Below are 13,949 nucleotides of genomic sequence, written 5' to 3'. Positions count from 1 at the left end.
ATGGATTAGTTAAAAAAATAGGGAAAAATCAAATTGATAAAAAAGAGTGCTAAATAGAAGAATGCCGCTTTTTGTGTGTGCTTCATGGCTAAATATCCCCACACAGCGATCCATAGCAGGAACACATAACGAAGCAATGATGTGATGACCACAAAGAAGCTAGCTAGATTTTCCCCATTGAAATAGCCGTAAAAATACAAATAAAAACTAGAAAAAATCAAATGAATGATCGTTAAAACAGCTAAGATCATGAAGCGCTGTTGTTGTTTTTTCAAGCGAAAAACCCTCTCTTTCAAACGTTCATTCCTATTATAGCAAAAAAACAGCTCATAAACCAAAAGGAGCTGATAGTAAAATCATCTCATCAATTTGGGCAAAAGAAAAAAGGAAAAACTCGCAGAAAATTATGGTATACTACCTTAGTATACACTTTACAGGTGAAAAGGAGGACGTACGCCCATGGCTGAAAAAGAAACATTTTACATTACGACGCCAATCTATTATCCAAGCGGCAAATTGCATATCGGAAATTCTTACACAACGATAGCTTGCGACGCAGTAGCACGTTATAAACGTCTAATGGGCTTTGATGTGTTTTATTTGACTGGTGTTGATGAACACGGGCAAAAAATCGAAAAAAAAGCGGAAGAACTAGGTGTTGATCCACAAGAATATGTAGATAAAATGGCTGCCGATGTCAAAAAATTGTGGAAAACATTGGACATCAGCTACGATAAATTTATCCGGACAACGGACGACTATCACAAAAAGGCAGTCCAAAAAATCTTTCAACAATTATTGGACCAAGGAGATATTTATCTTGGCGAGTATGAAGGATGGTACTCCGTCTCTGATGAAGAATACTTCACAGAAACACAATTGGCAGAAGTTTATCGTGATGAAGAAGGACATGTGATCGGTGGGAAAGCACCAAGCGGCCACGAAGTAGAATTAGTAAAAGAGTCTTCGTACTTCTTCCGCATGAGCAAATATGCAGATCGTTTGGTGCAATATTATGATGAGCACCCAGAATTTATCCAACCTGAATCCCGTAAGAATGAAATGATCAATAATTTTATCAAGCCAGGTTTAGAAGATTTAGCTGTCTCCAGAACAACTTTCAAGTGGGGGATTCCGGTAACGGCGAGTCCTGAACATGTGGTCTATGTTTGGATCGATGCTTTATCAAACTATATTACAGCACTGGGCTATGGTTCCGATGACGATTCATTGTTCCAAAAATACTGGCCGGCAGATGTTCATATGGTTGGGAAAGAAATCGTTCGTTTCCATACGATCTATTGGCCAATCATGCTGATGGCATTAGATTTGCCATTGCCTAAAAAAATCTTCGGTCATGGTTGGCTGATGATGAAAGACGGCAAAATGTCGAAATCTAAAGGCAATGTCGTTTATCCAGAGATGCTTGTTGAGCGCTATAGCTTGGATGCTTTGCGCTACTACTTGCTGCGGGCAGTGCCTTTTGGCAGTGACGGCGTCTTTACACCAGAAGACTTTGTTTCCCGGGTAAACTATGATCTAGCCAATGACCTGGGTAATCTATTAAACCGTACTATCGCTATGATCAATAAGTATTGTGAAGGAATCGTTCCTAAATATGCCTCAAAAGTAACTCCTTACGATAGTGAGTTGTCGACAACCGCAGCCAACGTCGTAGGTCGCTACCATGAAGCAATGGACAAGATGGAATTCAGTACTGCATTGTCGGAAGTATGGACGTTGATCTCTCGTGCCAACAAATACATCGATGAAACACAACCGTGGGTATTGGCCAAAGATCCTGAGAAAAAAGCAGAATTAGACAGTGTGATGGTCCATCTTGCAGAAAGTTTGCGAATCGTAGCAATCTTGCTGCAACCGATCATGACCGAAACACCGGCGAATATTTTCCATCAGTTAGGCTTAACTTCAGAAGCCATGGACTTGAAAGACTTACGGTTCGGTGAATTTCCTAGTGATACCAAAGTAGTGGCTAAAGGAACGCCAATCTTCCCTCGTTTGGAATTAGAGACGGAAGTCGCTTATATCCAGAAGAAAATGGCGGAAGGAACGCAAAGCACTGCTGAAACAGTCAAATGGAACCCAGAAGAAACGGTTCTTGCTTCTGAAAAAACAGAGATCAAATACGATGATTTCGACAAGATCGAATTGAAAGTAGCTGAAGTGATCGACTGTCAAAAAGTCAAAGGAGCAGATAAACTGCTTCAATTCCGCTTAGCTGCCGGTGATGATCAAGATCGACAAATCTTGTCAGGAATCGCTGAGTTTTATCCAGAGCCGCAAGATTTGATCGGTAAGAAAATCGTAATCGTAGCTAATCTGAAACCACGTAAGATGCGGGGGCAAATCAGTCAAGGGATGATCCTTTCCGCGGAAGATACCGAAGGACGATTAAAAATCGTTGAAGCACCAAAGGGAATGCCTAACGGATCAATCATTGCCTAAGCGAGACAGTATTTAATCATTTCTGTTCTTTTTCAGAAAATGAAATTGCAACCGAATGAAACATTTTGTATAATGGTCTTTATTGAGATGATCATGAGGGAGTAACTGGCAGCTTATCGTTGCGGCAACATCACCATCCTGAAAGAAATTTCTGGTGTTGCCTTAAATAGTGAGACTCGTGTATGTGTTTTAGTGCATACATGAGTCTATTTTTTTTCATTTCATGTACAATAAAGAAGGAAGAAGAATAAAGGAGGAAAAACATGTCTGAAGAGAATAAAAAAGAGCAACTCTCACAAGCTTTTTATGCACAAGAAGCTGAGGCTGTTCTGAAAGAGCTGCAAACCGATGCCAACGGTTTGACAAATGACGAAGCCAAAAGTCGTCTGTCACAATATGGCGCCAATGAATTAGAAGAAGGTAAGAAAAAATCGATGGCTCAAAAATTCTTTGAACAATTCAAAGATTTGATGATCATCGTCTTGTTAGCCGCTGCGATCATTTCTGCAGTCGTGTCACATGAAATCGTCGATTCAATCATTATTTTAGCCGTTGTTATTATCAATGCGATCATGGGCGTGGTTCAAGAAGCGAAGGCCGAACAAGCCATCGAAGCGTTGCGGGAAATGTCGACGCCAAATGCCAATGTGTTACGAAATGGGCATACGGTGACGATCAAAAGCGATGAACTGGTACCCGGGGATATCGTTCTTTTAGAAGCCGGCGATGTGGTACCAGCGGATTTACGCTTATTAGAAGCTAGTTCTTTGAAAATCGAAGAAGCGGCATTGACTGGTGAATCGGTACCCGTAGAAAAAGAATTGACTGTGATCGATGCAACAGATGTTGGGATCGGTGATCGTGTCAATATGGCTTACTCCAACAGTAATGTGACTTATGGACGGGGAAAAGGGGTCGTTGTCAATACAGGGATGGCGACAGAAGTCGGTAAGATCGCTGGTATGTTAGCAAGAGCTGAAGAAACGGAAACGCCGTTGAAACGTAACTTGAATGAACTTGGTAAATTCTTGACGATCGCCATCATCGTGATCGCCGTAATTATGTTCTTTGTTGGTACGATCTTCAATAATACTTCTTGGGTCGACATGTTGCTGACATCAATCTCTCTTGCGGTTGCTGCGATTCCAGAAGGATTGCCAGCGATCGTAACGATCATCTTAGCACTAGGCACACAAGTCATGGCGAAACGAAACGCTGTTATTCGTAAATTACCGGCAGTAGAAACATTGGGTGCGACAGATATCATCGCTTCAGATAAAACAGGTACATTGACACTAAACCAAATGACAGTTGAAAAACTTTATGTCAATGATAAGCAACATGCTGCTTCTGAAGATATTCCATTGGATACAATGGCTCTGAAAGTCATGAACTTCGCGAATGATACTAAGTTCGGTGAGGAAGGCAACTTGATTGGTGATCCTACTGAAACAGCACTTGTTCAATTCGGGATGGATCAAGGCTTCCACGTGAAAGATCAAGTGAGTGCAGAACCTCGTGTAGCGGATCTGCCATTTGATTCGGATCGTAAATTGATGAGTACGATCCATGAACAAGAAGATGGTCGTTACTTAGTTGCAGTGAAAGGCGCGCCAGATGTCTTATTGGGACGTGCGTCAAAAGTCTTGTTGAACGGACAAGAAGTACCAATGACTGAAGAAGAAAAACAAAAAATCTTGTTCAACAATACAGATATGGCCAAACAAGCACTTCGTGTCTTGGGAATGGCATACAAGTATGTAGATGCAGTACCAGAAAACTTGGAATCAGAAATCGTAGAAAATGATCTAGTCTTTGCTGGTCTTGTAGGGATGATCGACCCTGAACGGGCTGAAGCAGCCGATGCTGTGCGAGTAGCTAAAGAAGCTGGCATTCGTCCAATCATGATCACAGGAGACCACCGAGACACAGCAGAAGCAATCGCTGGACGTCTAGGAATCATCAAGCCTGGTGATGACGCAGCTGTATTGACGGGTGCTGAATTGAACAAAATGAGTGATGAAGAGTTTGCACAAAAAGTGACCCATTACTCGGTTTATGCACGGGTTTCACCTGAACATAAAGTTCGGATCGTGAAAGCATGGCAACATGAAGGCAAAGTCGTCGCTATGACAGGTGATGGTGTTAATGATGCGCCTGCACTGAAACAAGCTGATATCGGTGTTGGTATGGGAATCACTGGGACTGAAGTATCTAAGGGTGCTTCGGATATGGTTCTGGCTGATGACAACTTCGCAACGATCGTTGTGGCTGTTGAAGAAGGACGAAAAGTTTTCTCAAACATCCAAAAAGCGATCCAATATTTGTTAGCAGCTAACTTAGGTGAAGTTTTGACATTGTTCTTAGCTACCTTATGGGGCTGGGATACACTGTTGCCGATTCATCTGTTGTGGATCAACCTTGTAACAGATACATTCCCTGCAATCGCATTGGGAATGGAGCCAGCTGAGAAAGATTTGATGAAGCATGCCCCTCGTGGCCGGAATTCGAACTTCTTCTCTGGTGGAGTTATGAGCAGTATCATCTATCAAGGGATCTTGGAAGCTGCAACGGTCTTGTTCGTCTACTGGTCAGCAATTCAATGGCCGGTACACGATACCTATGATGCAATCCATGCAGATGCATTGACAATGGCGTTTGCTACATTAGGATTGATGCAACTGTTCCATGCCTTTAACGTTAAGTCTGTTTACCAATCATTATTCAAAGTGGGACCTTTCCGCAACAAAGCCTTTAACTGGGCAATCTTGCTTTCCTTTGCATTGATGATGGTCATCATTGTTGTTCCTGGATTAAATGATATCTTCCGAGTGGCTCATTTAGATCTCTATCAATGGGGAATCGTCCTAGGTGCATCCTTCGCGATCATCCCGATCGTTGAGATCGTTAAAGCTGTCCAACGTGCAATGGGCAAAAAATAAGCAGTCTCTAAATTTATTCCGCAGGCAGAGTATTCTGTCTGCGGTTTTTGTTCACACCAATCGTCGTAAATGAATAATAGGGGCGAATAAACAATCTGCTTTTGCCGACCTTTTCATTTTTGGCAATAAACGGTAAAATAAAAGATAGCTAAGAAGAAAGTAGGGGAATGAATCGTGCGACCGAATTTAGGTTTTTATGTACAAACAATCAATGATCTAGTGAAAGAGACAGAGAAAATCGGGGAAACCATGAATCCGAATTATGAAGAGATTCGTCAGGCTCTCGATAAAAAAAAGGAATCTGAACTATCACCAGAGCGTCTGGAAACAATCGAAGCATCCTTTAAAAAAGGAACGGACAAATACCGTTTGATGCTGGAACAGATCTCTAAATTACGTCCGCCTGCAACGGTCATGGGGATCCACAAGAAATTTGAACGAGCATATATGAAGTATGTTGCTGGCTGTGAAGAAATGATTCTAAGTATTGCTGATGGGGTCGATCGGGAAGCTTTCGATGCGGCAGAGAAAAAACAAGACGAAGCCACTGATGAAATCTCTTTTGCAATTCAGCGGATGACAGCTCTCTTGTTAAAAAAATGATAAAGTTCGTTTCTTAAACGAGAGTTATTTAATTTAAATGTTATGTTATTCTTATGTAAAATGACGATGGTGGATGTATAATGAATTCACAACCAACAACCTTTTTATTTTTCATTTTACTCCTTTTGCCATCAGGACTAACCAACCTGATGGTTTTTTTATTTTTATAAATGTTTTTTTACTCAAAATAATAAAATGACTGCAAAAGATATTGTGAATAAATTTACCTGACAGTTTGTTAGTATCGTTTCACTGCTAATCTAAAAACAAGTATCGCCAATTGCGGTTTTTCGCGGTAGATGCTATACTGAAAACAACTTATAAACGAAATGAGGGATCCTCCATTGAAAAACTAACCAATTTGTTGGAAGCTGCATAGAATCATGTTCTCTAGGGAGCAGTGTGCAGATTTTCAGGATTGGTGTGTTTTTCTGGAGGGTCTTTTTGTGTACTTTTCTGGAACCTGACCTGAAAATAGGCGCGGTTTTTGTCTAGAGATAGACAGGAGGTACAAAAATGTCAAATATAAAAATTGAACAATTAAGTTTTGGCTTCGATACTCAGAATCATCTGCTGTTCGATCAAGCTGATTTGGTGATCGATACCCAGTGGAAATTAGGGTTGATCGGTCGAAATGGTCGGGGGAAAACTACTTTACTCAAATTACTGCAAGACCAATTGCCTTATAGCGGGACTATCACCCATCAGCAAGCATTCGTTTACTTTCCTCAACCAGTGGCAGATCCGCAGCAACTAACCTATGATACATTACAAGATCTGTGTGACTTTGAGCAATGGCAGATCGAGCGGGAGTTAAATTTGCTTCAGTTGGATCCAGATGTCCTCTGGCGTCCATTTGAGACATTGTCTGGTGGGGAACAAACCAAAGTTTTACTTGCACTGCTGTTCATCGATGAGGAACACTTTCCGTTGATCGATGAACCCACCAATCATTTAGACATTACAGCTCGTGCGCATGTGGCTGCTTATCTAAAACGGAAAAAAGGCTTTATCGTCGTCAGCCATGATCGACACTTTGTTGACGAAGTGGTGGATCACATTTTATCAATTGAAAAAAGCCGACTAGTGATTTATCAGGGGAACTTTTCTGTTTACGAAGAACAAAAGCAACGGCAAGATCAGTTTGAACAGGAGCAAAATGTTAAACTGAAAAAAGAGATCGGCCGTTTAAAGCAAACGGCTGCCGAAAAAGCAGAATGGTCACGAGGACGGGAACGAGATAAACTGGGATCACCAACAAAAAAAGGCAGTGGAGCGGTCTATGACACAGGGGCGATTGGTGCTCGGGCAGCCAGAACGATGAAACGATCCAAAGCCATCGTCAAGCGGATGGAAGATCAAGCACAAGTCAAAGAACAGTTGTTGAAAGACATCGAATATATCGATCCCCTTTCTATGAATGTTAAAGCCTCGCATCACAAAGTTTTGCTGCGAGTGGAAAATTTGCAGTTGATGTATGAGCAACCGTTGTTTGATCCGTTGAATTTTACCATCGAAGCTGGTGACCGGATTGGTATTTTGGGTGCGAATGGTTCTGGAAAATCGAGTTTAGTGGCTGGTCTATTAAGTCATTTTACTGGAACTGTCACCGGCTCTGTTTGGATGCCGCAACATTTGTCCATCAGTCGTGTTCGCCAAAATTACGAGGATAATCGAGGCACCTTGACTGAGTTTGCTGAATCCCACCGATTGGATTATCAAGAATTGTTGAATAATCTGAAGAAATTGGGCGTGGAGCGAAATGTCTTTCAGACTCGAATCGAAGATATGAGTATGGGGCAGCGTAAGCGTGTGGAATTGGCAAAATCGTTGGCAACCCCTGCTGAGCTGTTCATCTGGGATGAACCCTTGAATTATCTGGATGTCTTTAATCAGAATCAGTTAGCTGAAGTGATCCAACTTGTCCAACCGACGATGTTGATCATTGAACATGATCGCCATTTTCTGGATCAAGTGACTACACAACAATTTTTGCTTGAACATACAGATCCAGCGCGTCCATAAATCGAACCGGGATAGGATTTTTTTAAAATCTTATCCCGGTTTTGTTATTTTAAAGTAGTAGATTTTTGAGAAAGCAACCCTATTTTGATCGTTAGTCTGTTTTTTTGATTTGAGTGGTCTAGACAAAAAATAATAAATGGGTTGCCTGTTTTTTCTTTTTTTATTTATTATAGCTGGATTTTTTATTTATTTTGCAAGAAAAAAAGCCTTACACCGCAATATTCTGTTGTTTAATAATCTCATTTTTTTCTCATCATTCTGCTAGTTAATTAAAATTTCTTTCATAATTACCAAAGGGTTTTACAAAAGATTTACAATAACAGTACCGAATAAAAATATTCATTTGTTATCATAAAAATCGAATTTCTTTGAGCGTTTGACAACAGCCTGTAAGAATTCAGCTGTTTTTGTGTTCCTATCTTGCTGGTCGAACAAAAGCGGCAAAGAGAAAAATAATGGAGGTTCTTTTTTTGATAGAAGTAGTTGGGTTGAAGAAGGTCTTTGACAACAAGTTTGAAGCTTTGAAAGCGGTGGATTTTACGATCGAGAAGGGCGATCTTGTTTGTTTACTTGGGCCTAGTGGATGTGGGAAGTCGACGATTTTGAATTTGATCGCTGGATTGTTGAGTCCGACAGATGGGGATATCCGCTTTAACGGAAATTCCGTAGTGAAAACGGAGCCAAAGGATCGCAATATCGGCTTTGTTTTTCAAAATTATGCCTTGTATCCTCATATGACCGTTTTAGAAAATGTCATGTTTCCACTGACTGTTGGTGATAAAAAAATCAAGAAAAACGAAGCGCAGCAAATTGCTGAAAAATATATGCAGCTGACCAATATTGAAGAATTGAAGGATAAAAAACCTGGTACATTGTCTGGTGGGCAGCAACAGCGAGTTGCCATCACTCGTGCGTTAGTCCAAAATCCTGAAGTACTATTGCTGGATGAACCATTGAGTAATTTAGATGCGCGTTTGCGTTTAAAGATTCGCGAGGAGATTCGTCGCTTAGTCAAAGAAGTTGGGATCACGACGATTTTTGTAACTCATGACCAAGAAGAAGCGTTGTCTATCAGTGACAAAATCATTTTGATGAATGAAGGCGTGATCCAGCAAAATGATGATCCGCAAAATCTTTATTTAGAACCCAATAATTTATTCGTTGCAAAGTTTATCGGAAACCCAATTATCAATATCTTGCCAGTGGAAGTGACAGATGGTGTCATGCATCATCCAGAATTCACAATCCCTGCAGAGCGCTTCGTGGATATCCGCTTCAAGAAGCCTTTGACAGATGGTCATTATACTTTAGGGATCCGTCCAGAAGATGTGTTAACGACGACCCAAACACCATTATTCAATACTGAGATAAAAAGTGTTGAACTAATTGGTCGTGAACGGATCTTGAACTTTGATCTGGCTGACATCCACGTTAAATCGATCGTTAGCATCGAAGAAATCATTGAAGAAGGAGCACACTTAGCCTTTGACTTCAATTACAAAAAAGCGTTCATCTTTGATGAAAAAGGGGAGCGAGTTTATTGATGTTCAAAAAAAATTATAATCCCGAAAATCAACCCAAAGCTTGGCTGTTCTTATTGCCCTCACTGGTCATTATTTTGCTCTTTAGTGTGTATCCATTATTTCGTTCATTGTTTATGAGTTTTCAAAAAGGATCATTGATCAATCAGCGATATGCCGGATTAGAAAACTACCAAAAAGTGTTGACAGATCCAGTGTTTTTCAAGGCGCTAAAGAATACAGCTTGGTTTGCATTCGCTGTGGTTCCTATTGCATTAGTGATTTCACTAGCGATCGCTTGGATCATCTTTGAAAAGGTGAAGCATAAGAGCTTTTTTGAGACGATCTTCTTTATGCCCTATGTCACCAGTACCATCGCCATTGGGATCGTGTTTCGCTATTTCTTTAATGGGTCTTATGGGATCATCAACTACTTGCTGGGCTTAGTGGGGATTCCCGCCGTCAATTGGCTGGATAATGTCAATATGAGTATGCCGACACTGATTATTTTTGGGATTTGGAGCAGTCTGGCATTCAATATTATTATTCTCTTAGCAGGGATGCGTAACATTGACAAAGAACATTATAAGATCGCAAAAATGTTTGGCGCCAATAACTGGGAGATTTTTCGCAAGATTACTTTTCCGCAGTTGATTCCGACATTTGCCTTCTTGTTGACCGTTAATATCATCAGTGCCTTTAAAGTCTATACACAAGTCTATGCCTTGTTTGGTGGTCAACCCGGTATCGCCAAAAGCGCAACCACAGCTGTCTATTATATTTATGACAAATTCCATATTGCGGGCCGTCCTGGGATCGCAATGGCTGCGACTGTGATTCTCTTTGTTATTATTTTGGCGGTGACCTTTATCCAAAATAAAATTTTAAAGAAAGTAGGGGAATAAGATGAAAAAAGTCGTAACCCTCATCTCTCTGATTTTTTTGGCGCTCTTAGCGATCATCACGATTTTTCCGTTTATTTATATGATTCTCGCGGGACTGATGACTTATAGTGAGGCTACCAGTATTCCGCCTACGATTTTGCCGGAGTCCTTCCAATGGAGCAACTATGCCGAAGTCTTTACCAAAGCGCCATTTCTCCGTTACTTTCTGAATACAGTCTTTGTTTCAGCAGTTACGACTATCGCCACATTGATTACTGCTATTCTGGCAGCTTTTGCATTGACTAGTTTGGAATTCAAATTCAAAGGGCTTGTGATTGCTCTAATGATTTCCTTATTGATGGTTCCTTATGAATCAATCATCTTTACCAACTACAACACGATTGCTCAGATGGGGTTATTGAATACTTACAGTGCGTTGATTATTCCCTTTCTGACGAGTATCTTTTATATTTATTATCTGAATGGCTATTTGAAAAGCATTTCGAATACCTTTTATAAAGCAGCAAAAATCGATGGTGCAAGCGATATGGCTTACATACGACGGATATTGATCCCAATGTCTAAACCGGCACTAGTGACTGTTGGAATCTTGACGTTTATCTCGAGCTGGAATTCTTTCTTGTGGCCATTGTTAGTCACGAATGAAAAAAAATATCGGTTGTTGAATAATGGGCTAGCGGCCTTCACATCAGAAAGCGGTAGCGATGTTCATTTGCAGATGGCAGCTGCAACGCTGACTGTCATTCCGATTTTGATCATTTATTTGATTTTTAGAAAAGAGATTATTAAAGGAGTGGCAAAAGATGGCATCAAAGGCTAAAACAACGATCACATTTCACAGTGGCATTCTAACGATCGGCGGCACGGTTATCGAAGTGGCATACAAAGATGCCCATATTTTCTTTGATTTTGGTTCTGAGTATCACCCAGAGCAGCCGTTACCCGATGAAGCATTGCAGACCTTAGTGGATCATCGCTGGGTTCCGCAATTACGCAATGTTTATGATCCACGTCTGTCTTATACGTATCAAGGGTCAGAACAAAAGGACTATCAGGAAACGGCCGTTTTTCTTTCTCATGCCCATCTTGATCATTCAAAGATGGTCAATTATTTGGACCCTGCAATCCCTTTATATACACTGAAAGAAACCAAAGCGATCCTAAAAGCATTGAATCGCACCGGTGACTTTTTGATTCCTACTCCCCATGAAGGGCCTGCCTTTGTGCGGGAAATGATTGGCTTGGAACCCCACGATGTGATCAAAGTTGGTGAGATCGAAGTGGAGATCGTTCCTGTGGACCACGATGCTTATGGCGCAGCGGCATTGCTGATTCGAACACCGGATCACTTTATTGCCTATACGGGTGATTTACGATTGCATGGCTATCATCCCGAGCGGACAAAAGAATTTTGTCAGTTAGCAAAACACACGGATCTATTGATGATGGAAGGAGTCAGCATCAGCTTTCCTGAAAGAGAAAGCGATCCAGATACTATCGAAGTAGCCAGTGAGAAAGAATTGGTAGCGGCTTTTGTCGAGTTAGTCGAAAAAAATCCACAACGGCAAATCACTTTCAACGGCTATCCTGCCAATGTGGAACGCTTTTTAGCTTTGGTGGATGCTTGTCCTCGGACAATCGTTCTTGAAGCACACCAAGCAGCATTACTGAAAGAAATCTTTGACAGAGAAGTTCCTTATTACACGGTTGAAGGCGGAGCTTCCTTAGCAGAGTTAGATCCTGCACTAGAAATTGATTATCGTTCTTTATGTGTCGACACTGACCAGTACGTCTGGCAAGCAGTTGACCATTTTGAAAATCTACAACCAGGCAGTCTGTATATCCATAGCGATGCACAACCACTGGGGGCTTTTGACCCTGCCTATGAAGAGTTTCTAACTTTGTTAGCAAAGCTGGAAATTGAGTTTGTACGGCTGCCGGTTTCGGGACACGCAGTTCCTGAAGATCTTGATCAGATTATTGCGTGGATCGAACCAAAAAGATTGGTTCCAATCCATACCTTGAAACCAGAGAAACTGGTGAATCCGTATGGCGAAAGAATATTGCCAGAACGTGGCGAGAAAATAGAACTATAAAAGGATAGAGGAGAGTAAAGAATGAAATCAAAAAAACTAGCATTTGCAGCAGTGGCTGCGGCAACTTTAGTGTTAGGGGCATGCGGCAACAATGGCTCAAATGACAGTGCAAAAGGCAACGATGAGATCGTTACAGAGGTTCCGAAAGATACAACTGTCACATTCTGGCATGCAATGAATGGTGCACAAGAAGAAGCACTGACGAAACTGACAGATGAGTTTATGGAAGCAAATCCAAATGTGAAAGTAGAACTGCAAAATCAATCTCAGTACTCCGATCTGCAGGCGAAAATCAATTCGACACTACCTTCACCAAAAGATTTGCCAACCATCACACAAGCGTATCCAGGTTGGCTTTGGAATGCGGCCCAAGATGAAATGCTTGTTGATTTAGGCGAGTATATCGATAATGATAAAATTGGTTGGGGTGACCAAGAAGAAATTCGTTCTTCATTATTAGAAGGTGCACAAATTGATGGTGTCCAATATGGTATTCCTTTCAACAAATCAACGGAAATGTTGTTCTACAATGCAGATCTTTTAAAAGAATATGGTGTAGAAGTACCGACAACATTAGATGAGTTAAAAGAAGCTTCAAAAACAATTTATGAAAAATCAAATGGCAGCGTTGTTGGTGCTGGCTTTGATTCATTGAATAACTACTATGCTATTGGCATGAAAAACAAAGGTGTTGACTTTAACAAGGATTTACAGCTAGACAGCGATGAATCGAAAGAAGTCATCAATTATTATGCGGAAGGTGTGAAAGACGGCTACTTCCGGATTGCTGGATCCGATCAATATCTTTCAGGACCATTCGCAAACGAACAAGTTGCGATGTTCATCGGCTCGATTGCTGGAGAAGGATATGTCAAAAAAGACACCGAAGGCAAATTTGAATATGGTGTCTCTGCCCGCCCAGAAAAAATCAATCTACAACAAGGAACAGACTTATATATGTTCACAAGCGCATCTCCAGAGGAACGTACCGCTGCTTTTGAATACATGAAGTTTTTGACCTCTCCTGAATCACAATTAGAATGGGCAGTTTCAACAGGATACATGCCAGTTGTTCAATCTGTTTTAGATAGTGATGAATACAAGAACAATCCAGATACGAAAGTTGCTTCTGAGTTAAGTGAAGCAACAAAAGAACTTTTCTCGATCCCAGTAATCGAAAATGCAGACTCAGCTTACAATGAAGTTCGTTCAATCATGGAAAATATTTTGTCGAATACTGACAAAGATACCGATAAATTGATTAAAGATTCCATTCCACAACTTGAGGATGTTTGGAATCAATAATTCTGCTCGTAAAAGGGCCAGACAATGACCCTATCAATCTGAAAGAGACCGTCAGATATCCCTGCGGTCTCTTTTACATAAATGTTA

At 40.9% G+C, this 13,949-nt stretch carries 10 protein-coding genes; 9 read left to right on the top strand and 1 reads right to left on the bottom strand.

Annotated features, from left to right (window positions below):
* Positions 1-5: 5 nt before the first annotated feature.
* A complete protein-coding gene (locus tag EG2_RS00745) occupies positions 6-275 on the bottom strand; it encodes a hypothetical protein (protein ID WP_060813096.1) in 270 nt (89 codons plus the stop codon).
* Between the two features lie 184 nt (positions 276-459).
* On the opposite strand from EG2_RS00745, the gene metG reads away from it, so the two are divergent.
* The 9 genes from metG (at position 460) to EG2_RS00695 (ending at position 13,862) form a co-directional block, all read left to right on the top strand.
* Entirely contained in the window at positions 460-2,466 is a 2,007-nt protein-coding gene (gene metG / locus EG2_RS00735) for a methionine--tRNA ligase (protein ID WP_060813094.1), read from the top strand.
* Between the two features lie 263 nt (positions 2,467-2,729).
* On the top strand, positions 2,730-5,408 hold the full coding sequence (locus EG2_RS00730) for a cation-translocating P-type ATPase (protein ID WP_060813093.1): 2,679 nt from the start codon (positions 2,730-2,732) through the stop codon (positions 5,406-5,408).
* A 174-nt stretch (positions 5,409-5,582) separates the two neighbouring features.
* On the top strand, positions 5,583-6,011 hold the full coding sequence (locus EG2_RS00725; RefSeq protein WP_060813092.1) for a hypothetical protein: 429 nt from the start codon (positions 5,583-5,585) through the stop codon (positions 6,009-6,011).
* Positions 6,012-6,527: 516 nt separating this feature from the next.
* Complete coding sequence (gene abc-f / locus EG2_RS00720; RefSeq protein WP_060813091.1) at positions 6,528-8,036, top strand: ribosomal protection-like ABC-F family protein; 1,509 nt, start codon at positions 6,528-6,530, stop codon at positions 8,034-8,036.
* A gap of 470 nt (positions 8,037-8,506) precedes the next feature.
* Positions 8,507-9,580 carry an ABC transporter ATP-binding protein gene (locus EG2_RS00715; protein WP_060813146.1) on the top strand — a complete coding sequence of 358 codons (1,074 nt, stop codon included), beginning with the start codon at positions 8,507-8,509 and terminating at the stop codon, positions 9,578-9,580.
* Positions 9,580-10,461 (top strand): carbohydrate ABC transporter permease, encoded by an 882-nt coding sequence (locus EG2_RS00710; protein WP_029487291.1) that lies wholly within the window; start codon positions 9,580-9,582, stop codon positions 10,459-10,461. Before EG2_RS00715 ends, EG2_RS00710 begins: the two co-directional genes overlap by 1 nt.
* A gap of 1 nt (position 10,462) precedes the next feature.
* Positions 10,463-11,281, top strand: coding sequence for a carbohydrate ABC transporter permease (locus EG2_RS00705; protein ID WP_041119808.1), 819 nt, complete (start codon positions 10,463-10,465; stop codon positions 11,279-11,281).
* Positions 11,265-12,557 carry an MBL fold metallo-hydrolase gene (locus tag EG2_RS00700; protein ID WP_060813090.1) on the top strand — a complete coding sequence of 431 codons (1,293 nt, stop codon included), beginning with the start codon at positions 11,265-11,267 and terminating at the stop codon, positions 12,555-12,557. The genes EG2_RS00705 and EG2_RS00700 overlap by 17 nt, the downstream gene beginning before the upstream one ends.
* Before the next feature lie 21 nt (positions 12,558-12,578).
* Positions 12,579-13,862 (top strand): ABC transporter substrate-binding protein, encoded by a 1,284-nt coding sequence (locus tag EG2_RS00695; RefSeq protein ID WP_060813089.1) that lies wholly within the window; start codon positions 12,579-12,581, stop codon positions 13,860-13,862.
* The last annotated feature ends 87 nt before the right edge of the window (positions 13,863-13,949 follow it).

Origin of the sequence: Enterococcus gallinarum NBRC 100675 (assembly GCF_001544275.1) — a bacterium.
Classification (GTDB): Bacteria; Bacillota; Bacilli; order Lactobacillales; family Enterococcaceae; genus Enterococcus_D; species Enterococcus_D gallinarum.
This window is presented reverse-complemented; position numbering and strand designations above follow the sequence as displayed.